20 protein-coding genes and 1 tRNA gene are annotated in these 20448 nt (G+C 73.4%); 10 read left to right on the forward strand and 11 right to left on the reverse strand.

What is annotated here, in order from left to right; all coding sequences use genetic code 11:
• Window positions 1-20: 20 nt before the first annotated feature.
• Both ACQ1X7_RS11970 and ACQ1X7_RS11975 read left to right on the forward strand, forming a co-directional pair.
• Window positions 21-965 carry an aldo/keto reductase gene (locus ACQ1X7_RS11970; RefSeq protein WP_432478430.1) on the forward strand — a complete coding sequence of 315 codons (945 nt, stop codon included), beginning with the start codon at window positions 21-23 and terminating at the stop codon, window positions 963-965.
• Window positions 966-967: 2 nt separating this feature from the next.
• Window positions 968-1189, forward strand: coding sequence for a DUF5703 family protein (locus ACQ1X7_RS11975; RefSeq protein WP_432478431.1), 222 nt, complete (start codon window positions 968-970; stop codon window positions 1187-1189).
• Here the strand turns inward: ACQ1X7_RS11975 and ACQ1X7_RS11980 are convergent.
• The gene (locus tag ACQ1X7_RS11980; RefSeq protein ID WP_432478432.1) at window positions 1186-2508 is read right to left on the reverse strand and encodes a M20/M25/M40 family metallo-hydrolase; all 1323 of its coding nucleotides are present in this window, start codon (window positions 2506-2508) and stop codon (window positions 1186-1188) included. The two genes, ACQ1X7_RS11975 and ACQ1X7_RS11980, sit on opposite strands and share 4 nt — an antisense overlap.
• 81 nt (window positions 2509-2589) lie before the next feature.
• Here ACQ1X7_RS11980 and ACQ1X7_RS11985 point away from each other — a divergent pair.
• Window positions 2590-2675: transfer RNA gene (locus tag ACQ1X7_RS11985), tRNA-Leu, on the forward strand.
• Between the two features lie 52 nt (window positions 2676-2727).
• On the opposite strand, the gene ACQ1X7_RS11990 is transcribed toward ACQ1X7_RS11985, so the two are convergent.
• Window positions 2728-3384, reverse strand: coding sequence for a hypothetical protein (locus tag ACQ1X7_RS11990; RefSeq protein WP_432478433.1), 657 nt, complete (start codon window positions 3382-3384; stop codon window positions 2728-2730).
• A gap of 338 nt (window positions 3385-3722) precedes the next feature.
• On the opposite strand from ACQ1X7_RS11990, the gene ACQ1X7_RS11995 reads away from it, so the two are divergent.
• Both ACQ1X7_RS11995 and ACQ1X7_RS12000 read left to right on the forward strand, forming a co-directional pair.
• The gene (locus ACQ1X7_RS11995) at window positions 3723-4517 is read left to right on the forward strand and encodes a hypothetical protein (protein WP_432478434.1); all 795 of its coding nucleotides are present in this window, start codon (window positions 3723-3725) and stop codon (window positions 4515-4517) included.
• Complete coding sequence (locus ACQ1X7_RS12000) at window positions 4514-5095, forward strand: LysR family transcriptional regulator substrate-binding protein (protein ID WP_432478435.1); 582 nt, start codon at window positions 4514-4516, stop codon at window positions 5093-5095. Before ACQ1X7_RS11995 ends, ACQ1X7_RS12000 begins: the two co-directional genes overlap by 4 nt.
• Window positions 5096-5138: 43 nt before the next feature.
• Here ACQ1X7_RS12000 and ACQ1X7_RS12005 read toward each other — a convergent pair whose 3' ends face one another.
• Both ACQ1X7_RS12005 and ACQ1X7_RS12010 read right to left on the reverse strand, forming a co-directional pair.
• A complete protein-coding gene (locus ACQ1X7_RS12005) occupies window positions 5139-6446 on the reverse strand; it encodes a DUF2252 domain-containing protein (protein WP_432478436.1) in 1308 nt (435 codons plus the stop codon).
• Window positions 6447-6453: 7 nt separating this feature from the next.
• Window positions 6454-7095 carry a hypothetical protein gene (locus ACQ1X7_RS12010; protein ID WP_432478437.1) on the reverse strand — a complete coding sequence of 214 codons (642 nt, stop codon included), beginning with the start codon at window positions 7093-7095 and terminating at the stop codon, window positions 6454-6456.
• Between the two features lie 92 nt (window positions 7096-7187).
• Between ACQ1X7_RS12010 and ACQ1X7_RS12015 the strand changes: the two genes are divergently transcribed.
• Together ACQ1X7_RS12015 and ACQ1X7_RS12020 are read left to right on the forward strand one after the other, a co-directional pair.
• The gene (locus tag ACQ1X7_RS12015; RefSeq protein WP_432478438.1) at window positions 7188-7478 is read left to right on the forward strand and encodes a YiaA/YiaB family inner membrane protein; all 291 of its coding nucleotides are present in this window, start codon (window positions 7188-7190) and stop codon (window positions 7476-7478) included.
• Window positions 7479-7594: 116 nt separating this feature from the next.
• On the forward strand, window positions 7595-7969 hold the full coding sequence (locus ACQ1X7_RS12020; RefSeq protein WP_432478439.1) for a hypothetical protein: 375 nt from the start codon (window positions 7595-7597) through the stop codon (window positions 7967-7969).
• Here the strand turns inward: ACQ1X7_RS12020 and ACQ1X7_RS12025 are convergent, their stop codons facing one another.
• Together ACQ1X7_RS12025 and ACQ1X7_RS12030 are read right to left on the reverse strand one after the other, a co-directional pair.
• On the reverse strand, window positions 7970-9199 hold the full coding sequence (locus ACQ1X7_RS12025; protein WP_432478440.1) for an acyl-CoA dehydrogenase family protein: 1230 nt from the start codon (window positions 9197-9199) through the stop codon (window positions 7970-7972).
• Window positions 9199-10563 carry an acyl-CoA dehydrogenase family protein gene (locus ACQ1X7_RS12030; RefSeq protein WP_432478441.1) on the reverse strand — a complete coding sequence of 455 codons (1365 nt, stop codon included), beginning with the start codon at window positions 10561-10563 and terminating at the stop codon, window positions 9199-9201. Before ACQ1X7_RS12030 ends, ACQ1X7_RS12025 begins: the two co-directional genes overlap by 1 nt.
• A 95-nt stretch (window positions 10564-10658) precedes the next feature.
• On the opposite strand from ACQ1X7_RS12030, the gene def reads away from it, so the two are divergent.
• Window positions 10659-11267: a peptide deformylase gene (gene def, locus ACQ1X7_RS12035; RefSeq protein ID WP_432478442.1), complete on the forward strand. Its 609-nt coding sequence runs from the start codon at window positions 10659-10661 to the stop codon at window positions 11265-11267.
• Between the two features lies 1 nt (window position 11268).
• Here def and ACQ1X7_RS12040 read toward each other — a convergent pair whose 3' ends face one another.
• The 4 genes from ACQ1X7_RS12040 to cobA all read right to left on the reverse strand — a co-directional run bounded on the left by ACQ1X7_RS12040 (window position 11269) and on the right by cobA (window position 18418).
• Window positions 11269-11553 carry a hypothetical protein gene (locus ACQ1X7_RS12040; RefSeq protein ID WP_432478443.1) on the reverse strand — a complete coding sequence of 95 codons (285 nt, stop codon included), beginning with the start codon at window positions 11551-11553 and terminating at the stop codon, window positions 11269-11271.
• A 239-nt stretch (window positions 11554-11792) separates the two neighbouring features.
• Window positions 11793-16208, reverse strand: coding sequence for a S8 family serine peptidase (locus ACQ1X7_RS12045; RefSeq protein ID WP_432478444.1), 4416 nt, complete (start codon window positions 16206-16208; stop codon window positions 11793-11795).
• A 165-nt stretch (window positions 16209-16373) separates the two neighbouring features.
• Entirely contained in the window at window positions 16374-17177 is an 804-nt protein-coding gene (locus ACQ1X7_RS12050) for a TrmH family RNA methyltransferase (RefSeq protein ID WP_432478445.1), read from the reverse strand.
• Window positions 17177-18418: a uroporphyrinogen-III C-methyltransferase gene (gene cobA, locus ACQ1X7_RS12055; protein WP_432478446.1), complete on the reverse strand. Its 1242-nt coding sequence runs from the start codon at window positions 18416-18418 to the stop codon at window positions 17177-17179. The genes ACQ1X7_RS12050 and cobA overlap by 1 nt, the downstream gene beginning before the upstream one ends.
• Window positions 18419-18453: 35 nt before the next feature.
• On the opposite strand from cobA, the gene ACQ1X7_RS12060 reads away from it, so the two are divergent.
• Entirely contained in the window at window positions 18454-18993 is a 540-nt protein-coding gene (locus ACQ1X7_RS12060) for a YbhB/YbcL family Raf kinase inhibitor-like protein (RefSeq protein ID WP_432478447.1), read from the forward strand.
• A 9-nt stretch (window positions 18994-19002) separates the two neighbouring features.
• Here the strand turns inward: ACQ1X7_RS12060 and ACQ1X7_RS12065 are convergent, their stop codons facing one another.
• Window positions 19003-19656: a class F sortase gene (locus tag ACQ1X7_RS12065; protein WP_432478448.1), complete on the reverse strand. Its 654-nt coding sequence runs from the start codon at window positions 19654-19656 to the stop codon at window positions 19003-19005.
• Window positions 19657-19884: 228 nt separating this feature from the next.
• On the opposite strand from ACQ1X7_RS12065, the gene ACQ1X7_RS12070 reads away from it, so the two are divergent.
• Window positions 19885-20397 (forward strand): CAP domain-containing protein, encoded by a 513-nt coding sequence (locus ACQ1X7_RS12070; RefSeq protein ID WP_432478449.1) that lies wholly within the window; start codon window positions 19885-19887, stop codon window positions 20395-20397.
• Window positions 20398-20448 lie beyond the last annotated feature (51 nt).

The raw sequence follows: 20448 nt of genomic DNA on the forward strand, positions 1-20448 counted from the left end.
CATACGGATAATCTCTCGCCATGCAGCATCGCGCCCTCGGGCACACCGGTCTGAAGGTCTCCCGGCTCGGTCTCGGCACCTGGCTCTGGGGCACGCAGGTCGACCAGCACGAGGCGCGCGACCAGCTCGCGGCGTTCGTCGACGCCGGCGGGACGCTCGTCGACACGGCCGTCGGCTACGGCGGCGGCGCTTCCGAGGAGCTGCTCGGCAAGCTGCTGCGCGACGTGGTGCCGCGCGAGCAGGTCGTGCTCGCCACCAAGGGCGGGTTCCGTCGTACGCCGTCCGGCGGGGTGCGCGATACCTCGCGCCGCGCCCTGCTCCAGGACCTGGACGTCTCCCTGGACCGGCTCGGCGTCGACCACGTCGACCTGTTCCAGGTCCACGTCTGGTCCGACTCGGCCCCCGTCGAGGAGACGATGGCCGCGCTCGACCAGGCGGTGGCCTCGGGCCGGGCCCGCTACGTGGGCGTCTCGAACTACGCGGGCTGGCAGCTGGCCCAGGCCGCCACCTGGCAGCACGCCGTCGCGACCCGGGTCCCGCTGGCCAGCACCCAGGAGGAGTACTCCCTCCTCCACCGCGAGCTCGAGCACGACGTGCTGCCCGCGGCCGCGGCGACGGGGCTGGGGGTGCTGGCCTACTCGCCCCTGGGTGGTGGCGTGCTCACCGGCAAGTACCGCACCGGCACCCCGTCCGACTCGCGTGGTGCCGGCCCGCTCGCGGCGGGCGTCGACCGCTTCCTCGACGAGCACGGACGCGCGGTCGTCGAGGGCGTCGCCCGCGCCGCCGACGGACTCGGGTGGACGCCGCTGCAGGTGGCGCTGCTGTGGGTCCGCGACCGGCCGGGCGTCGCCGCGGCGCTGGTGGGGGCGCGTACGGCGGCGCAGCTGGAGGCGGCCCTCACGACCGACGAGCTGACTCTCCCCGCCGAGATCACCGCGGCCCTCGACGACGTCTCCGGGGACTGAGCATGACCACCCGCCCGACCCAGCGTCCGCTCGGCCGCGGTGTGGAGTGGGAGTTCGACCGGCTGCTGATCTCGCGCGAGTTCTCGCGCAGCTTCGTCACCCGGCTGCTGGTCGACCGCGCCGAGCACGGCGGCTGGGAGCTGGACCGCGTGCAGATCCGGTCCGACGGCACCCGCCGGGTGGTGCTGCGCCGCCGGATCATCCGGCAGCGGCAGCCGGCCTAGACCTCGTCGAGGAACCGGTCGAAGACCCGGGCGCCGAACTCCAGCGCGTCGACCGGGACCCGCTCGTCGACGCCGTGGAACAGCGCGGTGAAGTCGAGGTCGGCCGGGAGCCGGAGGGGCGTGAACCCGTAGGAGCGCATGCCGAGCTTGCGGAAGTGCTTGGCGTCGGTGCCGCCGCTCATCAGGAACGGCGCGACCAGCGCGTCGGGGTCCTCGGCGAGCAGCGTGCGGTGCATGGCGTCGACCAGCTCGCCGTCGTACGGCGTCTCCCAGGGCTGCTGGTTCGACAGGTAGTCGACCTCGATCCCGTCGCCGACCAGCTCGGCCAGGGTGGCGAAGAACTCGTCCTCGTATCCCGGCAGGAAGCGGCCGTCGACGTGGGCGGTCGCCTCGGTCGGGATCACGTTCGCCTTGTAGCCCGCGCCCAGCATGGTCGGGTTGGTGGTGTTCCGGATGACCGCGCCGAGCATCCGCGCGGCGGAGCCGAACTCCTCGACCAGCGACTCGGCGTTCTCCGGCGTGGCCTCGGTGCCGGCGAGGTCGGCGACGGTGGTGAGCAGCACCTCCATGGCCGGCGTGAGCCGCACCGGCCACTCGTGGGCACCGAGCCGGGCCACCGCCTGCGAGATCCGGGTCACTGCGTTGTCCGGGTTGATCATCGACCCGTGGCCGGCGCGGCCGCGGGCGGTGAGCTTCATCCAGGCCATGCCCTTCTCGGCGGCCTCGACGAGGTAGATCCGCTGCCCGCGCACCGTGGCGCTGAACCCGCCCACCTCGCCCACGGCCTCGGTCACGCCGTCGAAGTGCTCGGTGTGCTCCTCGACCATCACCTGGGCCCCGTGGTGTCCGCCCGCCTCCTCGTCGGCGGTGAACGCCAGCACGATCGGCCGCTCGGGCACGGCGCCGGCGCGGGTCCGGGCCCGGACGACGGAGAGCAGCATGGCGTCGAAGTCCTTCATGTCGACGGCGCCGCGGCCCCACACGCACCCGTCCTGGATCTCGCCCGAGAACGGGTCGACCTGCCAGTCCTCCGCGGCGGCCGGCACCACGTCGAGGTGGGCGTGCAGCAGCAGGGCGTCGTCGCGCGACCCGCCGCCTCCCCAGTGGGCGATCAGGCCGGTGCGCCCCGCCGTACGCTCGACGACGGTCGACTCGATCCCGACCTCGTCGAGCAGCGTGGCGACGTGCTCCGCGGCCTTCCGCTCCCCCGGTCCGGACTGGTCGCCGTAGTTGGAGGTGTCGATCCGGATCAGGTCACGGCACAGCTCCACGACCTCGGTCGTGGGGTCGTACGACGGGGTCTCGGCGTCGGTGCTCATGCCACCATCTTGCACGCACCGGGAGCGGCCGTCCCGATGCGGGATCCGGGACCTCTCTTTGCTAAGGTTCCCGACGCACTCGTCCGGGTGGCGGAATTGGCAGACGCGCTAGCTTGAGGTGCTAGTGCCCGTATTAGGGCGTGGGGGTTCAAGTCCCCCCTCGGACACTCCCCACCGCCTCTGACCTGCATCGATGCACGGCAGAGGCGGTGTTGCACGTCAGCCCTCGTGTGCGGCCCTCACGTGGAGCTCCTCGGCCGTCCCCGGTGCGAGCCGGAGGGCCTCGCACACCGAGTCGGCGTCGTCGGCGTCGAGCCCCAGCTGCCGCAGCAGCAGCTCCACGACCCCGCGGGCGTACTCCGAGGAGACCCCGTCCTCGTCGAGGTGGACCGGCCCGTCGGAGCCGTCGTGGTGCCCGAACAGCTCGGCGGCCTCGGCGATGAGGCTCTGGTGCTCGCCGAGGACCTCCAGGGCCCGCTGGCGGCGGACGTGGGCGTCGACCAGCGGGGTCATCGCCTGCGAGGGCTCGGCGCCCGTGGCCCAGACCAGCCCGTCGAGGACCCCGCTCGCGTACTCGCTGTCCAGCGGGTTCGTCTCGCCGAGGTCGGCGACCCGCCGCCCGGCCACCTCGATCATCTGGTGGATCTCACCCGGCCACCGGCCCTGACCGTCCGCTGGCGGGAGCGCCTCCGCCCCCGCCTCGGCCTCGGCCTCCGCGGGAGCGGGGCCGGGTCGGCTGCCGGCGAGGAAGTCGCGACAGAAGTCGACGAAGATCTCGTCGCGCCGCTCGTCGTCGGTGACGTCGATCCCGGAGTACTCCTCCAGGACGTCCGCGAGCCGGTGGTACAGCTCCTGCGGATCGGTGGTCTCGGGCATGTCGGTGCTCCTTGGTGACGGTGGGGCGGAACTGTCCGCTACGGCTACGGAGCCGCTTCGGTGCTCGGGGATCGACAACGCGGGCGCCGGTCTCCGCCGGCGACTCCTCCTCATCGACGTTCCACTCGGTGTCGGTGCGTGCCCATCCGTCGTCCCCATGCGTGTGTCATGTCCGAGAGTCCCCCTTGTCGACATCGGGGAGCCAGTGTCCACGGGGAGCGGGCGTCGCGCCAGAGAATCGGGGAGATTTCGCCCGTCCGGAGGACCAGGAGCCGGGCTCGCACGGTGACGGGGCGCGGGGCCTGCGCTGTGTCGCCGCGGCGTGATGGACTGGGCCCGTGATGATCCGCCCCGCCGAGCTGACGGCGATCAAGGCCGGCGAGATCGACCTCGCGTTCCGTCGGTGGGACCGGCCCCGGGTGAGGGTCGGCACCCGGATGCGGACCCCGGTGGGGGTCGTCGAGGTCCTCTCGGTCGAGCAGGTGCCGCTGGGCGCGCTGCGGGCAGGCGACGCGCGCCGCGCGGGTGCTGCGTCGCTGGCCGAGCTCAAGCAGGCCCTGGCCCACCGCACCGACCGTCCGGTCTGGCGCGTCGGCCTCCGGTACGCCGGCGCGGACCCGCGGGAGGCGCTGCGCGAGCAGGTGCCGGAGCCCGAGGAGCTCGCGACGATCCTGGCCCGGCTGGACCGCCTCGACGCCGCCTCGCGGCACGGCGCCTGGACCCGGGCGACCCTGGAGATCATCGACCGCAACCCCGGTGTCCGCGCACCTGACCTGGCTGCGCAGCTCGGCCGCGAGACCCTCGCGTGGAAGGCCGACGTCCGGAAGCTCAAGGAGCTCGGGCTGACCGAGTCGCTCGCCATCGGCTACCGGGTCTCACCGCGCGGCGAGGCCGTCCTCGACCACGACGGACAGCCCCGGCAACGGGCACCGCGACCGGACGGCACGCCGCTCCCCCGCGCCATCGGCGCTCCCGCGACCGGTGCCCTGCGCGTCGAGGGTGTCACCACCCTCGAGCAGGTGACCGGGTGGACTCCGGCGGAGCTGCTGGCCCTCCACGGCGTCGGCCCGGTCGCGCTCGACCGCCTCGGCGACGCGCTCTCCGAGCGCGGGCTCGGGTTCCGCGAGCCGTGACGCCGCGGTTGCGACTCGGGTTCGTCACCGGGACCACGCCCGACAAGTGGGCCCGGGCCTGGCGCGACCAGCGCCGGGGCCCGCTCGAGCTGGTGCCGGTGGCCGAGGCCGAGCAGGAGCGCGTGCTCCGCGAGGGAGTCGTCGACATGTGCCTGGTCCGGCTGCCCGTCGACCGGGACGGGCTGCACCTGGTCGAGCTGTACGACGAGGTCGCGGTCGTGGTCGTCCCCCGGGACCACTTCGCGACCGCCGCCACCGAGGTCTCCCTCGACGACCTCACTGACGAGCAGCTGGTCCTGCCCCACCGCTCGGGGTGGACCCCGGACGTCGAGCAGCTGGCCTGGCCGGAGATGGGTGAGCGCGACGCCGTCGAGGTGGTCGCGTCCGGCGCGGGGATCGCGCTGCTGCCGATGTCGGTCGCCCGCCTCCTGCACCGCAAGGACGTCGCCAGCCGGCCGGTCAGCGACCTGCCGCCGACCCGCGTGGGGCTGGCGTGGCTCGTGGAGCGCGACGACGGGCAGACCCAGGCCATGGTCGGGGTGGTCCGGGGCCGGACGGCCCGCAGCTCCCGCGGGTGACGACCGCGGTCAGTCGCCGTCGCCCCGGTCCTCAGGCGCCGGCTCAGGTGGCGGAGACGCCGACGTCGCCCTCGCGGAAGGCGGCGACGAAGTGGGCGTGGTCCTCGCGCACCCGGTCGCTGTACGCCAGGCCCCAGTCGGTCAGCCACGACGTGAACTCGCGGCGTCGTCCCTCGAGCGAGGAGGCGATCGCGTCCTCGACCTGGAAGTCGACCAGGTCCTGCTCGCTGTCCTCGTCCGAGGCGCAGTGGATCTTCGCCGTCGCCCGGCCCAGCAGGTCGACCACGGCCCGGATGTCGTCGGGCTCGGTCAGGCCCGACCAGTCCAGGTCGACCTCGTACGGCGAGACCTCCGCGACCACGAAGCCGACCCCGTCGATCGTGGTGTGGCCGAGCAGCGGGTCGGTGTGCACCTGCAGCGCCCGCTGGCTGACCACGGTGCGGTGCCCCTCGCTCTCGAAGTAGGCCTCGACGTCGTCGGAGTCGACGAACCGGCTGACCGCCGGCACGTTGGCCTGCTTCATCGAGAGCACGACGTCGTTGTCCAGCGCCTGGCTGTAGCCCTCGACCAGCAGGTTGAACGCCGGCAGCCCGGCGCTGCCGATCCCGAAGCCGGTCTTCCCCACGACGTCGCGCAGGTCGTAGAAGAGCTCCCGGTCGAAGCGCTTGTCGTCGGGGATCGTGTCCAGGTACCCCTCGAACGCCTTGACCACCTTGGCCCGCTCGGAGCGGCCGAGCCTCCGGACCGAGTCGTCGTCGGCGAACCGGCGTACGCCGTCACGCACCGTGGTCACCCCGTCGAGCAGGTCGGCCCGGCGGCGCAGCCGGGCGCTGCGCAGGGCCTGGTGGATCGGGCCCGAGCTGTTGTCGAGGTGCAGCGCGAAGTCGTCGTCCTCGGTGGCGCGGTACTGGTCGACCTGGGACAGGTAGGCCCGCACGAAGCGCCCGATCAGCCGGCGCACGTCGTCCTCGGGCAGCGCCTTCTGCCAGCCGACCAGCGCCAGTGAGGCGGCGAACCGCTGCAGGTCCCAGGTGAAGCGTCCCAGGTAGGCCTCGTCGAAGTCGTTGACGTCGAAGACGAGCCGGCCGTCGGAGTTGAGGTAGGTCCCGAAGTTCTCGACGTGGAGGTCGCCGTGGATCCAGATCCGGCCGCTCCGCTCGTCGGTGAACGGGTCGTCCTCGACGGTCACGTCCGCGTAGTAGAGGCAGGCGCTGCCCCGGTAGAAGGCGTGCGGGTCGGCCGCCATCTTGCGGTACTTCGCACGGAAGGCCTTCGGGTCGGCCCGCATCAGGGGGGCGAAGGCGTCGCCGAGCACCTCGACGATCTGGTCACGGCGTCTGCGTCGGGCCATGCGGCCACTATGCCGGACCGTCGGCAACGGACCGGCGGACCACGGGTCCCGGCGGCCGCAGCCCGCTGGCGCGCAGCTCCAGCTCGGCGAGGCGGTCGGTGACCTCACGGTCGCCGCGTCGCCACGCCCCTGCGGGGTCGTCGCTGATCCGGGCCAGCACGTGCAGGGGCTGGTGGGCGAGCGCCCGGAGCGCGAACAGGTCGAGGTCCTCCCCGGCGTCGACGAACCGGGCGCCGGCGGAGGCTCGCCGTACGAACCGCACCCGGCGCGGGACGTGGATGAGGCAGCCGAGCAGGATCGGCACCGCCGCGACCGCCAGGCCGAGCACGACCGCGAGCTGTTCCACGGCCCGCACCTGGTCCCGCCCCACCTCGGCCAGCCGGTCCGCGGCGCCCGAGGCCTCGTCGAAGGGTGCCCGGACCTCGTCGCCGACCACCGGGACGTCGTCGAGGGCGCCGCCGGCGTCCTGCATCGCGCCGGACATCCCGGTGGCCGACGCGGCCAGCTGCTCACCCGGCGCCGCGAGCTCGAGGGTGGCGTCGTGCACGGCGAGCCCGGCCCACGTCCACCCGAGCAGCCACAGCACGAGGAACAGGTCGGCGGCCACCTGGCGGGTGGCCCGGGCCGGTGTCTGCGCGTAGAGCCTCATGCGCCCCATCGGACCACACGGGTACGGGTACCCAGTCCGATCCGGGTACCGGCGCGGGTCCGGCCGGCGCCGGTCCGCGACACGCTCTCCGCATGACGACTCCCAACACCTCTTCCAAGAACACCAACGCCTTCTTCGCCCAGGCCGGCATCTCCTTCGCGGTGGCGCTCCTCGCGATGGTCTTCGCGGCCCTCTACCTCCCCGTCGAGCCGTGGGTCCGCGCCTTCCTCGGGCTCGGCACCCTCTACCTCACGACGTCGGCGTTCACCCTCGCCAAGTGCGTCCGGGACGCCCAGGAGAACCAGTCGGTCTACGCCCGTCTCGACCAGGCGCGGGTCGACAAGATCCTCAGCGAGCACGACCCGTTCCGGTCGGTCTCCTGACCGATCCCGGTCGGACCCACGGCTCGCCACGCCGAGGGACGCCGCTCCATTGACGGAGTGGCGTCCCTCGTCCTTGACTGCGGGGATCCAGAATCTCCGTGTCGAAGGGAGCCCCCGTGGACCACCGCACCGCGCTCGCAACGTTCAGGACCCTCGCCCGGCGGACCGGCGCCACCGCCGGCCGCACCGCGCTCACCGTGGCGCGCGAGGTGACGATGCGGATCTCGGAGCGACGGCCCACGCGGAGCAGTACGCCGCCCGGTGCGGCTCCCCCGTCCCGCCCGGTGACGCCCACCGAGCCGGCCCCGGCCCCCGCGGCCGCGACGCGCCGTACGGAGCCCTCACCGGCCGACGTCGCGAGGGCCGTCGCCCGCAACGCCGCCGGCCTCGCTCGCACGAACCCGAGGCCGCAGCGCCGGCAGCCCGTACGTCGCAGCGCGCCGGGCGCGAAGCTGCCGGTCCGGCCCGGCCACGGCATCGTCGGCGTGTAGCTACTTCAGCTCGGCGCTCGAGAGGCCCAGCACCCGGCGGGCGACGATCAGCTGCTGGATCTGCTGGGTCCCCTCGAAGATGTCGAGGATCTTGGAGTCGCGCGACCACTTCTCGAGCAGCTCGGTCTCCGAGTAGCCGAGGGTGCCGCACAGCTCGACGCACGCCAGCGTGACGTCGGACCCGACGCGGCCGGCCTTGGCCTTGGCCATCGAGGCCTCCAGCGAGTTGGGCGTGCCGTTGTCGGCCAGCCAGGCCGCCTGGAGGGTGAGCAGCCGTGCGCCCTCCCAGTCGGCCTCGAGCTGCAGGAAGCGGGCGGCGGCGGCGTGCTGGAGCAGCCCGGGCCAGTCGGGGTCGACCTCGACGCCGACCTCGGCGAGCAGGTCGCGGGTGAGGTCGAGCGCGGCCTTCGCGACGCCGACCGCCATGGCCGCGACCAGGGGCCGGGTGTTGTCGAAGGTGGCCATCGCTCCCGCGAAGCCCTGCCCCGCCGAACGTCCGGTGTCGAGGTCGGGCGAGCCGAGGAGATTCTCCTTCGGGACCCGGCAGTCGGTGAACGTGATCGCCGCAGTGTCGGAGGCGCGGATGCCGAGCTTGTGCTCCAGCCGCTCCACGACCATGCCGGGCGTGCCCTTTTCCACCACGAACGACTTGATGGCCGCCCGGCCGAGGCTGCGGTCGAGCGTCGCCCACACGACGACGCTGTCGGCCCGCTCGCCGGAGGTGACGTAGATCTTCTCGCCGTTGAGCACGTAGTGGTCGCCGTCGAGCACCGCAGTGGTGCGGATGCTCGCGGAGTCCGAGCCGGTCCCGGGCTCGGTGATCGCCATCGCCGCCCAGGTTCCGTCGAACCGGGCCAGCTGCTCCTCGTCGGCGACCGAGGCGATCGCGGAGTTGCCGAGGCCTTGCCGGGGCATCGACAGCAGCAGTCCCACGTCGCCCCAGCACATCTCGGCGATCGACATCACCGACGCGAGGTTGGCGCCGTTGCGCACCCCGCGGTCGCCGTCCGGCCTCTCGTCGCGGCGTACGCCGGAGGCGCCGGCGCCCGACGAGGCCCCCGACTCGGCCAGCCCGTCGATCATCGCGGCGAGCATGTCGAGCTCCTTGGGGTAGGCGTGCTCGTCGCGGTCGTACTTGCGCGAGATCGGGCGCAGCATGTTCATCGCGACCTGGTGGGCCTGGTCGCGCAGCGTCCGCAGCTTCTTCGGGTCGTCGAGGTGGATGGGCATCAGACCATCACGCTCCCTTCCATCACGCCGATCGCCCTGAGGTCGCGGTACCACCGCTCCACCGGGTGCTCCTTCACGTAGCCGTGGCCCCCGAGCAGCTGGACGCCGTCGAGGCCGATCCGCATGCCCTTCTCGGCGCACAGCTGCCGGGCCAGCGCGACCTCGCGCGCGAACTCCTTGCCGGCCGCCGCCCGCGACGCCGCCTTCCACGTCACCAGCCGCATGGCCTGCAGCTCGATCGCCATGTCGGCGACCATGAAGGCGACCGACTGCCGGTGCGCGATCGGCTCGCCGAACGCCTCGCGCTCCTTGACGTACGGCGTCACGTAGTCGAGCACGGCCCGGCCGGTGCCGACCGCGAGCGCGCACCACGCGAGCCGCGACAGCCGTACGCACTCGCGGTGCGTCGATCCGTCGGTCGCGCCGAGCAGCGCCTCGGCCGGGACCCGCACCCCGTCGAGCGCGAGCCGGGTCATCGAGGCGGCCCGCAGCCCCATCGCGGGATCCCCCTCCACGGTGAGGCCCTCGCTGCCGCCCTCCACGAGGAACAGCGCGGGCGAGCCGTCGAGGGAGGCCCCGACGACGAACAGCTCGGCGTCGGCGCCCCGCACCACCTGCGACTTGAGCCCGTCGAGGACGAACCCGCCGCCCTCGCGACGTGCGGTCGTCGCGGGCGCGAGGACGTCGAACAGCGGCCGCGGCTCGTTCAGCGCGAGCGCCGCCGCCGGGACGTCGTCGCCGGTGAACGCCGGCAGGTACGTCGCCTGCTGCTGCTCGGTGCCCCACAGCGAGAGAGCCGTGGCCACTGCGCCAGGCGCCAGCCCGGCGACGGCCAGGCCCATGTCGCCGTGAGCGAGGGCCTCGGCGACGAGCGTCCCGGCCATCGCCGACCGCTCCTCGCTGATGCCGCCGAGCGACTCCGGCACGCCGAGCAGCGGGAGCCCGATCTCCTGGCCGGACGCCAGCACGTCGGCCGGCGAGGCGCAGGCGTCGTCGGCCGCGGCGGCAGCCGGGCGCAGCACCTCCGCGGCGTACTCGCCGACGAGGTCGACCAGCATCTGCTCGTCGTCGGTGGGCGTCAGGTCGAACACCCCGGACCTCGGCGCCGCCCGGACCCGGACGCCGTCCGCGCCCGGCGAGCCCGACCGGCGGAAGGTGCGCGCGGCCGTGGTGACGGTGCGGAACCCGCTCCGGGTCACCGTGAAGACCGCCTGCTCGGCCTGCCGGCGCAGCCCGACCCGGTCGATCAGGTCGCTCTGGGCCACCCGGTTCAGGGCAGCCACGGCCAGCCCGATGGGGTCCCGGGCCTCCCCGCGGGCGAGCCCGAACCTGCCGCCGGGCCTGAGGTTCCTGGTGAGGGACATGCCGATAATGTAACTCCGAGTTACACCCGCGGCCACCGCCCGCGCCGGTGTGCCCCGTCACACGGGCGCCGCGGGCCACCCCTAGGATCTCGGCCATGCCCGACCCCTCGACGCCACCGGAGCACACCCCCCACGGGCCGCTCCCCGACGGCGGTTCCGTCCGGCCGATCACCCGGTGGGGCACCCCCGTCATGCACCGCCCCCAGGCACGCGTCGAGGCCTACGACGACGACCTGCACGCGCTGGTCGCCGACATGGTGGCCACCATGTACGCCGCCGACGGCGTCGGCCTGGCGGCGTGCCAGATCGGCGTCGACCTCGCGGTCTTCGTCTTCGACTGCCCCGACTCGACCGGGGAGCGCACCGTGGGTGTCGTGTGCAACCCCGAGCTCGAGCTCCCCGAGGGCAAGGACCGTCGCCTCGAGGAGGAGGACGAGGGCTGCCTGTCCTTCCCCGGCGCGTTCACGCAGCTGGCGCGGCCGGACAGCGCGCGGGTGACCGGCACCGGTGTCGACGGCGAGCCGGTGGCGTTCAGCGGCGACGGGCTGCTCGCGCGGTGCCTGCAGCACGAGACCGACCACACCCGGGGCACGGTGTTCGGCGACCGGCTCGCCACCAAGGCCCGCAAGCGGCTCCAGAAGGAGCACGACGCGGCCGTCGAGGACTACCCCGACGACTGGCCCGCGGTCACACCCGCCGGGTGAGTCACTGCGTCGGGTCCTCGCACAGGAACGGTGCCCGCTTGCCGCCGGCGTGGTACTCGTAGGTCTGCTCCCCCACGCGCAGCGTGATCCGGCTGCCGTCGACCAGGGCCTGGGTGTACATCGTCCCCTTCTCCGCACAGCCGAGGCTGCCGTCGTTCCAGGTGACCTCCTCCTGGGCCTCCACGACGACCTCGTCCTCGGCGACGTCGAGCCGCCGGGCCAGGTCGGCCACCGCCTGCTCGGCCGGCGACCCGGAGCCGGGTGACGTCGAGGGACCAGGGCTCACGGTCTCCTCCTCTCCGCCGCTGTCGTCCCGCGCGGTCGTGTCGTCGGTGCCTCCGCACGAGGCGAGCACCAGCGTGGCACACAGACCGGCGAGGACGGGGCGGAGTCGGCGCAGCACGTGACGACCTCCCGAGTGAGTCATGGGGTTGGGACGGGCGGGCCGTCCCGATGGTTCCACGCCGGACGGCCGGACGGCCGGCCACCCCGCGGGGCGACCGGCCGTCCGGCGTAGGGCGTGGGTCAGCCCCTGGCCTTCTTGTCCAGGATCCGCACCCGGGCGACCCGCGGCTGCCCAGCGGTGTAGCCGTCGCCGTTGACGATCCGGACGACCACGCGCTTGACCGACTGGCGGCCCCTGCGGTTGATCGGCTTCACCAGCTCACGGGTGGTGCGCTGGTTGGGCTTGAAGGTCACCCGCCCGTCGAGGCGGCGGTAGTCGCGGCCGGGACGGGCGTTGCCCGCGACGTCGTAGTCGACGACCAGTCGCTCGCCCACCGCCGAGGCCGGACGCCGGAAGCTGAGGATGCCCTTGCGCCTCGGCTCCTTCGCGTCGCGGACCTTGCGCACGGACACGGCTGCGTCCTCCTGGGCGCCCTCGACGGTCACGTCGCGGCTGACCGTCACGTCTTCGGCCCCGGGGTCGTCGGTGACGTGGACGAGCGAGTTGGTCAGCGTGTCGCCGTTGCTGACGTCGTCGTCGACCGTCACCTCGTAGGTGAACTCCGCAGCGTCGAGGTCCGGACCCGTGTAGGTCATGCACATCACCGTGTTCTCAGCCACGACGCCGCTGCCGTCGCCCGCGTTGACCAGCGCCTCAGCGGTGTCCCCGGTCGCGTTCTCCGCACCGATCGTGACGTTGGTCAGTGGACCGCTCGTGGGACCGTAGGCCACGTAGATGGTGGGGTCGTCCTCGAACTGCATCGCCTGGACGTCGTACAGGCCCTCCGCTCCCGTCGGGTCGTCGGCCTGCCGCAGGTCGTCGAGCTGCACCAGTGCGCCCGCTCCCTCGTCGAGGCTCACCAGGCTGGCGCCCGCCTGCGAACCGGCGTCGTAGACGATCTGCATGTCCTGCCACAGGAAGGCCGCCAGATTGTTCGGCAGCGCGGCGTCGGGCAACGTCTGAGGCGTCGCCGGGTCACCGCCGTAGTTGTCGTCGACTCCGTAGACCAGGAACCCGTCGTCCGTGAAGCTCATGCCGGGGTACGTGTCGCCGAAGAAGCCGAGCTCCGTGCCCTGGGCAAAGGTCCAGGCCGTACCGTCACCGAACACGTCGGCGTCACGGAAGTCGTCGATCTGATGCACGTCGAAGTACGACGCGTCCCCGGTGAGCGGGTTGACGCACGAGTCGTCGTCGGCGCTGGTGGTGATGTCGTAGTCGCCCTGCACCCCGACCCCGGTCGGCATGGTCGTCTCCCACGTCAGGACCCCGTCGTCGACGGTGGCGCCCTCGGGGCCGGAGCCCTCGACGTAGGTGGTGCCCTCGGGGAGGGTGTCCTCGAAGGTGTAGGTGAGGTCCTCGGGTGTCACATTGGGCTGCACCTCGACCGTGTAGGTGAGGGTGTCGCCCGGGGCGGCGGACTCGACGTCCACCTCCTTGGTGACGTCGTCCTGGAGGCGGTTGACGGTCACCGGGATGGTGCCGATCTCCGTGCCGCCAGGAGCCGTGTCGAGGGTCAGCGAGCCGTACCAGGTCTCGCCCGCGTCCATCTCCTCCTCGTCCCAGAACGCCCGGATGGTGAACGGATCACCGGCCGGCTGGCTGTCCGGGCCCTCGGCGCGCAGGTTGCCCTCGTCGCCGCTGACCACCACGTGCTCGAGGTCGACCGTGTCGGTGCCACCGGGAGTGCTGGCGTCCCAGTTCTGCACCAGGATCCACCACTCGCCTGCGTCGCCGTCACCGAGCGGGATGTCGACGCTCTCGTCGGACCCGCCCGAGGCGCTGTTGGCCACCTCGTTCTCGGCGCTCACCTCTCCCCGGCCGACGTACAGGTCGAAGTCAGGAGCGGTGGCGTTGCGCAGGTTGGCGACGAACCGGGTCGCGCCCTCGGGGACGTCGACGGTCACGACCTCGGTGCCGTTGCCGTCGTAGGGGTCGGGGTTGGTCGAGTCCTCGGGGACCGAGAGCTCCTGCACCGCGGCGGGGACCAGCCCGTGGGCCTGGATGTCGAGATCGGTGACCTCGACGGCCTCGATCGGCTCGGACTCCTGGGAACCGGCGTCACGGCGGGTGTCGATGGCGATCTCGGCCGGGATCACGCCGGTCGACGGGAGCGCAGCCACGGGCAGGTGGGCCGGGGACGCCTCCGAGCCGTCGGCCGGGGTGAGCACCACCGTGCCGCTCTGGTAGTCCTCGGTGGACGAGCCCGTCACGTCGGCGGTGACCGTGATCTCCTGCGACTCGCCCTCGGCCAGGGTGAAGGTGGCCGGCTCGACCGACAGCTCTATGCCATCGGTGACCCCCGACCCCGCGGCCGTCCACTCTCCGGCGCCGGTCCCGGTGGCCGTCACGGTGCGGGTCCAGGTGCAGGTCTCCAGGCACTGGCTGTCGGCCATGCTGGCCGTGTTGAGCTCCTTGACGTCACCCCCCGCCGTCGGGTCGGCGGCCAGGTAGTCGGCCTCGGTCTCGTCGAGCACCAGGCCCGCGTCGGCGGCCTCGGTGAGGTCGACCCGACCGGAGCCCATGTCGAACCAGTCGGCCGGCGAGCCGTCGGTGTCGGTGATCTCGGTGACGGACGTGGTCATCAGCGCCGACTGCGCCTCGGCCGGGCTCCAGTCGGGGTGCTCGGCCGCGATCAGGGCCAACGAGCCCGCGACGTGGGGGCTGGCCATCGACGTACCGGAGATGAAGCCCCACGACACCTCGTTGTCGACGCCGTTGCCGGCGAGGATGTCGACGCCGGGCGCGGACAGGCTCGGGCTGATCATGTCGATCGCCCGGTTGGGGCCGCGGCTGGAGAAGCCGGCCATGATGTCGGCGACGTCGTCGCCGATGTGCTCCTGGCCGCCGGAGAGCGAGGCCTGCTCGCCCTCCACACCCGCCATCCACTCCTTGAGGGCCACGCCGTCGTCGTAGGTGATGTGGACGGCGGGCAGCGCATGCGGGTCGGCGTTGAGCGAGTCACCGCTCGCTTCGTCGTTGGCGAGGATCATGCCCTCGGCCCCGAGGTCGGCAACGACCTCGCCCTTCTCGACCCGGCCGGTCACGCCGCGGTCGCACACGATGATGTTGCCGGTCACGTCGGCGGCGTCCAGCTCACCGGCCTGGCAGAGAGGGTCGCCGATGTCTCCGGCATAGACCAGCGGGAAGGAGCCGTCTGTCGCGTCGGCGAAGGCCAGGCCCTCGACGTCGGGGTAGGTCTCGTCGCCGTCGGCGGTGATGTCCTGGACGCTCGCCTGCCACTGCCGGTCGTGCTGGGTGGCTCCCACCGAGGTGATCCACGGGACGTCGGCGGGCGAGCCGACCGTCTCGGCGCCCGGACCGTCGTTGCCGGCGGAGGTCGCGACGTGGATGCCGGCGGCCCGGGCGTTGAGGAAGCCGAGGCCGTCGGGGTCGCTCCAGACGTTGGAGGGCGCCGAGCTGCCGATGGAGTAGTTGATGACGTCGACCTCGTCGGCGATCGCCTGGTCGATGCCGGCGACGATCGCCGACATCGGGCAGCCGCCGGAGCAGACGTCGTAGGCGATGACGTTCGCGTGCGGCGCGACGCCCTTGATGTTCCGGGTCGCCGAGAACTCGTGCTCGGTGCCCTCGGCTGCATAGGTGGTCGCGTCGACCTGGTTGCCCGCCGTGGTCGAGGCGGTGTGGGTGCCGTGGCCGTCGCTGTCGTAGGGGTTGGCGCCGTCGTCGGGAGCGAAGTCCCAGGCGCCGATCAGCTTGTCGTTGCAGCCCCAGTCGGCGATGAAGACGTCGGAGTCCGGGTCGCAGACGCCCAGGTAGGTGTCAGGACCCAGCGGGTTCTCGTGGTCGTAGCCGTCACCCCCGTCGACGGGGTCGACGGTGTCGGCGAAGGACGGGTTCGCGGGGTTGATGCCGGAGTCGAGGATGCCGGCGACGATGCCCTCGCCGCGGTTCCCCTCCCCCGAGGGCGTGGCCGACCCGTCCCAGATGGAGGGCGCGCCGATCCACTCCGGTCCGCGATCGGTCTGGAGCTGACGCTTCTCGTCGACCTGGACGGCCGCCACACCGTCCACCTCGGAGACCCGGCGGGCCTCGTCGCGGGTGAGCGACACCGCGAGGCCGTTGAGCGCGTCGGTGTAGGAGAACCGCACCTGCGCGGCCCGGCCGGTGACCTCCGCGATGTCGCGACGCAGGTCGGCCTGCGCGTCGACGACGTGCTCCCGGTAGGCCTGCTCGCGGGCGGCGTCCGGGGAGAAGCTCCGCCCTGCCGCCCGGACGGGCGCCAGGCCCTTCACCCCGCCGGTGTAGGCGGGAACGGCCGCCTCCTCGAGCTGGACGAGGTAGAGCTCTCGGCCTGCCTTCTCTCCGAGCTCGAGCACGGTGCCCTTCTCGGAGGTCGCGAGGGTGGCGGGCTCGGCCGTGAGGGCCGGGCGCTTCCGGTCGTCGGGTGAGGGCTGTCCCGGCGCCGCGGTCGCGGCGGGGACCAGGCCCAGCGTCAGGACGGCGACGGCGGACACTGCGATGGAACGACGGATCACGTCTTCTTCTCCCCATGTCGATGTGCGCGGGGGGTCGGGGACCCGAGACGCCCACGAGAACACTGCCAGGCCGTTCCTAGTGACAATCCTTGCCGGAGTCAACGGTCCGCCGACCCGTGCCCGCGCCCGTGACCGTTTCGTGACCGGGTGTCCGCCAGGCGGACGTCAGCGGCGGGCTGCCACGTAGCACGCCACCGCGGAGGCCGCCGCCACGTTGAGCGAGTCGATGCCCGCCTGCATGGGGATGACCGCCCGGCGGTCGGCTCCCTCCTGCCAGCGTCCGGAGAGGCCGTGGCCCTCCGACCCGAGCACCAGGGCGAGGTGGTCGACCCCGGCCACGGCGTCCTCGACCGGCACCGCATCCTGCGCCAGCGTGAGGGCGACGGTGGTGAAGCCACGTCGCGAGAGGTCGGGCAGGGCCTCCCGCCAGTCCGGGAGCCGGGTCCAGGGCAGCGTGAACACGGCACCCATGCCCACCTTGACGGCCCGCCGGTAGAGCGGGTCGGCGCAGCGGGGCGAGAGGAGCACGGCGTCGAAGCCGAGCGCTGCTCCCGACCGGAACACAGCGCCCACGTTGGTGTGGTCGACCAGGTCCTCGAGCACCAGCACCGAGCGCGCGCCGGCGAGCACGTCGTCGACCGCCGGCAACGGGCGCCGGTGCAGGGAGGCGAGCGCCCCGCGGTGGACGTGGAAGCCGGTCACCTCCTCCGCCAGGGCCTCCGAGACCACGTAGCAGGGTGCGTCGGTGCGGTCGAGGACGTCGGCCAGCCCGTCGAGCCACCGCGGTGCCATCAGGAACGAGCGTGGGCCGTGGCCGGCCTCGACCGCCCGGCGCACGACCTTCTCGCCCTCGGCGAGGAAGAGTCCCTCGGCGCTCTCGAGGTGTCGCCGGAGCTGGACGTCGCGCAGGTCGCGGTAGTCGGCCAACCGGGGGTCGCCCGGGTCCTCGACCTCGATGACGACCGCCATCACACCTCCGGTGCGAACGCGTCGGGCCGGGCCACGCCGACGACGTCGCCGACGACGATGATGGCCGGCGGCCGCACGCCGTCCGCCTCGATCCGCTCGCCGAGGCTCCCGAGCGTCGCGAGCAGCGTCCGCTCGTCGGGCATGGTCCCGTCGGAGACCACCGCGACCGGCGTCTCCGGGCGTCGCCCGTGGGCGACCAGGGCGTCGGCGATCGCGGCGGCGTTGTCGACGGCCATCATCAGCACCAGGGTGCCGTCCAGGCCCGCGAGCGCCTCCCAGCTCACGAGCGAGTCGGGGTGGCCGGGCGGGAGGTGGCCCGAGACGACGGCGAAGTCGTGGGCCACGCCCCGGTGGGTCAGCGGGATGCCGGCCGCGCCGGCCACGGCGACCGGGCTCGGAAGGCCCGGGACGACGCTCACGGGGACCCCGGCCTCGCGGCAGGCCAGCACCTCCTCGAAGCCCCGCCCGAACACGAACCCGTCCCCACCCTTGAACCGCACCACACGCTGGCCGGCGCGGGCCCGGGCGACCAGCAGCTCGTTGATCTGGTCCTGCCGCGCGGCCCGACCGCGCGGCAGCTTGGCGACGTCGACCAGCTCGACGTCGGCGCCGAGCTCGTCGAGCAGGGCCCGCGGCGCCAGCCGGTCGGCGACCACGACGTCGGCCGACGCGAGGGCCTGGCGGGCGGCGACCGTGACCAGGCCGGGGTCGCCGGGTCCACCGCCCACGAGCACGACGCCCGGCGCGTGGTCGAGGGCGCCCGTGGTGGTCAGCCGGCCGTCGCGGAGCGCCTCGACGATGTCGTCGCGGAGTGCGGCCGACTGGCGGGGTTCCCGGTTGCCGAGGACCGCCACCGTCACCTGCCCGTGCCGACCCGACGCCATCGTCCACGCCGAGGCCTCGCGGGCGTCGTCGGCGCGGACGCAGAAGATCCGACGCTCGTCCGCCGCTGCCAGGACCCGGGCGTTCACCGCAGGGGCGTCGGTGGCCGCGATGGCGTACCACGCGCCGTCGAGGTCGTCCTCCACGAACTCCCGGAGCACCAGGGTGACCTCGTCGGCCATCCCCTCCAGGGCCGGGGTGACCTGCGGCGAGACGACCACGACCCGGGCTCCCGCCTCGATCAGGACGGGGACCCGTCGCTGGGCGACGGACCCGCCCCCCACCACGACGACGCGGCGGCCGGCGAGGCGCAGCCCGACGGGGTACGGCGGATGGCTGGTGGGGTCCACCCGAGGCATTCTCCCCGACCGGCGGCGTGGGTAGGGTCGGCGTCATGACTGTGGACAACCCCTTGGACCGCCCTGTCACCCCCAACCCCTACGACCTGCTCCCCGCCGTCCCGTCGTTCACCGTCACCAGCGACGACGTGACCGACGGCCAGCCCCTCTCCGGCGCCCAGGTGGCCGCGGAGGGCAACACCTCTCCGCAGCTGTCGTGGTCGGGCGCCCCGGAGGGCACCAGGTCGTTCACCGTGACCTGCTTCGACCCGGACGCCCCCACGCCCAGCGGCTTCTGGCACTGGGCCGTGGTCGACCTCCCGGCCGACACCACGTCGCTGGCCGCCGGGGCCGGCGCGCCCGGGGCCTCGCTGCCGGGCAGCGCCTTCATGCTCCGCAACGACGGTGGCGAGGCGGGGTTCATGGGCGCCGCTCCCCCGCCGAACGACCAGCCCCACCGCTACTTCTTCGTCGTCCACGCCGTCGGCGAGGACTCCCTCGGCATCGACGCCGACGCCTCCAATGCGGTGATGAGCTTCAACCTGGTCTTCAAGACCCTCGGCCGCGCGATCGTGCACGGCACCTACCAGCACTGAGCCGCGCGGCTACCGGGCCCTGGCGGGGCTGGCGGTGACGACGACGTTGCTGAGGTACTCCTCGCCGTCCCAGTCCTCGCAGGTGACCACCACGAGTCGCCCGGCCACCTGCTGGTCGAAGAGCTTCTCGGCCCGGACGGCGAGGTCGCCCTTGTCGAGGATCTGGACCGTGTCGACGGCGTAGGGCGTCTCGGTGCGCGCCGAGCGCACCCTGATCGCGTCACCCTCGGTGAGCTCCTCCAGGTCGTCGAGCGCGCCACCACCGGTGCTGACGGTGTGGCCGGTGAGCAGGGCGGAGCCCTGCTGCTCGCCCGGCCGCGCACCGTCGGCCCACCAGCCGAGGACCTGGGGGTCCGCGGGCGGCGTGAGCACCCCACCCGGCGCCGCGATCGGGACCACGGGGGCGTCGACGTCGAGGTCGGGGATCCGGATCCGGAGCGGGTCACCCGGCTGCCGCGGCACCCGTTCGGCCTGCGGGATCCGGTTGCCGGCGACCACCTCGCTGTCGCTGGTGCGCGGCGCCGCCGACGGCTCCTCCACGGCGCGCCGCGGCTCCTCGGCGGTGCCGTCCTGCCCGCCGAGCCACACCACGACGCCCACCACGACCACGAGCGCGCCCAGCAGCGCGAGCAGCCACGAGCGGTGCCGGCCCAGAGTCTCCACGTCTCCCCCTTCGCTGCCGCGAGTGTAGGCGGCCCCCGGTGCTGGACGATGGGACATCCCCGGATGACACCGAGGGACTATTGCCGCCCGGGACGCCGGCGCGGGACCATGGGGGTCCGGCACCCCCCGCCGGCGCTGCTCCCCCGGCAGCAGGTGGCCTCCCCGGGCCACCGCACCGCCCCCCGACGGCCCCGCGGCCGTGACAACCGAAGACGGAGCCCCCCAACCATGCGTACCGCCGCACGCCTTGTCCTCGCGACGACGGTGTCCCTGGCCGTGACGGCCGGACTCGTCGTCGCGGCCCTGCCCGCCTCGGCGGCGACCTGGGTACCCCGGACCGCGGAGTCCTTCGACCCCTCGTCCGACCTCGACGAGTTCGAGGACCGGGTCCTCGTCCGCATCAACCGGGTGCGGGCCCGCCGGGACCTCCCGCAGGTCCGGGTCTTCCAGACCTGCGTCGACCGGTACGCCGAGCGCTGGTCCCAGCGCCTCAAGCGGTCCGGTGAGCTCGTGCACCGCCACCTCGGGAGCGTGCTGGACGGCTGCGACATCAGCTGGGTCGGCGAGAACCTGGTCAGCGGCGCGGGGCTCCGGCCGAGCACGGCGGTCCGCGCCTGGCTGCAGTCCCCGCCCCACCGTCGGGTCCTCCTGAAGCGCCGCGCCACCTGGGCCGGCGTCGGCGTCCGGGTTGCCGGCGACGGCCGGGCCTACGTCGTCCTCAACCTCGGCGACCGCACCTAGTCATCACCCCGTCCCGTCCGCCCCGCGAGGGCGGCGGGTTGCCCGGGGAGC

Origin of the sequence: Nocardioides sp. GXQ0305 (assembly GCF_050880345.1) — a bacterium.
GTDB lineage: Bacteria > Actinomycetota > Actinomycetes > Propionibacteriales > Nocardioidaceae > Nocardioides.

Excerpts from the sequence above, each read along its gene's own strand:
- ACQ1X7_RS11970 (WP_432478430.1), top strand. The coding sequence starts at position 21 with ATGCAGCATCGCGCCCTCGGGCACACCGGTCTGAAGGTCTCCCGGCTC.
- ACQ1X7_RS11975 (WP_432478431.1), top strand. The coding sequence starts at position 968 with ATGACCACCCGCCCGACCCAGCGTCCGCTCGGCCGCGGTGTGGAGTGG.
- ACQ1X7_RS11980 (WP_432478432.1), bottom strand. The coding sequence starts at position 2,508 with ATGAGCACCGACGCCGAGACCCCGTCGTACGACCCCACGACCGAGGTC.
- ACQ1X7_RS11990 (WP_432478433.1), bottom strand. The coding sequence starts at position 3,384 with ATGCCCGAGACCACCGATCCGCAGGAGCTGTACCACCGGCTCGCGGAC.
- ACQ1X7_RS12005 (WP_432478436.1), bottom strand. The coding sequence starts at position 6,446 with ATGGCCCGACGCAGACGCCGTGACCAGATCGTCGAGGTGCTCGGCGAC.
- ACQ1X7_RS12010 (WP_432478437.1), bottom strand. The coding sequence starts at position 7,095 with ATGAGGCTCTACGCGCAGACACCGGCCCGGGCCACCCGCCAGGTGGCC.
- ACQ1X7_RS12015 (WP_432478438.1), top strand. The coding sequence starts at position 7,188 with ATGACGACTCCCAACACCTCTTCCAAGAACACCAACGCCTTCTTCGCC.
- ACQ1X7_RS12025 (WP_432478440.1), bottom strand. The coding sequence starts at position 9,199 with ATGCCCATCCACCTCGACGACCCGAAGAAGCTGCGGACGCTGCGCGAC.
- ACQ1X7_RS12030 (WP_432478441.1), bottom strand. The coding sequence starts at position 10,563 with ATGTCCCTCACCAGGAACCTCAGGCCCGGCGGCAGGTTCGGGCTCGCC.
- def (WP_432478442.1), top strand. The coding sequence starts at position 10,659 with ATGCCCGACCCCTCGACGCCACCGGAGCACACCCCCCACGGGCCGCTC.
- ACQ1X7_RS12050 (WP_432478445.1), bottom strand. The coding sequence starts at position 17,177 with ATGGCGGTCGTCATCGAGGTCGAGGACCCGGGCGACCCCCGGTTGGCC.
- cobA (WP_432478446.1), bottom strand. The coding sequence starts at position 18,418 with ATGCCTCGGGTGGACCCCACCAGCCATCCGCCGTACCCCGTCGGGCTG.
- ACQ1X7_RS12060 (WP_432478447.1), top strand. The coding sequence starts at position 18,454 with ATGACTGTGGACAACCCCTTGGACCGCCCTGTCACCCCCAACCCCTAC.
- ACQ1X7_RS12070 (WP_432478449.1), top strand. The coding sequence starts at position 19,885 with ATGCGTACCGCCGCACGCCTTGTCCTCGCGACGACGGTGTCCCTGGCC.